The organism is Bacillus sp. AF62, assembly GCF_050312695.1.
In the GTDB taxonomy this organism is placed as follows: Bacteria; Bacillota; Bacilli; order Bacillales; family Bacillaceae_G; genus Bacillus_A; species Bacillus_A cereus.
In genome coordinates this window covers 1-954 of the sequence record NZ_JBNPJZ010000022.1, presented here as the reverse complement: position 1 = coordinate 954, position 954 = coordinate 1, and the positions used below count along the sequence as shown (strand labels likewise).

Sequence of the window (954 nt, the reverse complement as noted above, 5' to 3'; positions counted from 1 at the left end):
TTCTTTTAGTTCAATTTCAATGGATTCCATTAGGGATACTTTATCATTATTTTTTTCTTGTTTTAAAGAATTAAAAGAGTTAATAGAGTTAGTATAGTTAGAACTCGTTTTTTCGGTTTCTATCCCTACAGCTTCAACGGTTTCATCATTTTTCTGTTCTGCAACCTGTCCTGCATTTCGTTCTGCAATTTGTTCCGCATCAATATAAAATACTTCTTCCATGATATTTGTAAAATTAGAGTGCATTTTTAATACAAATACATACTTATTTTTGCCATCAGCTAATCCAGCGACGAGAATTTCACCTGTTTGTTTTAATGCACGAACAGCTGCGTTCACAGTTCTTACAGAACAGTCAGCTTTATCGGCTAATGTCTCAGCAGCAATTTTGCATATGCCGTTGCCTGAGAGCATGTAAATAATATGATCCATCACATCTTTTCGTTTAGATCGAGAAGGAAATAAACTCTCAAAACTTTGATTCATATCATCGATACGTTTTCTCATAGTATTCATAATCTCATTTTTCTTTTGCGAACTTAAACGATTTTGTTGCATATATTTTTGAATATCTGCATTATAGGCAGTCAGTTTTTTCATAAGGGCTCGTCTCCTTCGAAAATAAAAAAGCAACAGTATGCCACAAAATGTAAGCAAACTGTTGCGGAGGAACCCTCATGTACGATAAAATAAGGTACATAAAGAGTTACAGCAAGTGTTTGCCTAGCGATAGTAGGCGGACGGTATAAAGGGTGCGACAACACCTTTTATACACGCTGTGCTCTTTTATTTTTTGTTTGTTTAATTTCGAATATTTTCGGTAACGAATTTGGTCACAAATAACCAGAAAAGTGTTGCCATTAATATTTTTCGGTATAGCATAAACCTGCGTAATAAAGCTGTTTGTTTCGTTTTTTAGAAATGAAAGTTTTATAAATGAATGATGGTTATCGT

The 954-nt window shown here is 33.6% G+C and carries 1 protein-coding gene and 1 pseudogene; both read right to left on the bottom strand.

Annotated features, from left to right (window positions below; all coding sequences use genetic code 11):
• A pseudogene (locus ACQRBL_RS03460) lies at window positions 1-600 on the bottom strand (cytosolic protein); the annotation flags it as partial.
• Window positions 601-706: 106 nt separating this feature from the next.
• Window positions 707-954: hypothetical protein (locus ACQRBL_RS03455; protein ID WP_427733911.1), on the bottom strand; the 248-nt coding region annotated here is incomplete at its 5' end.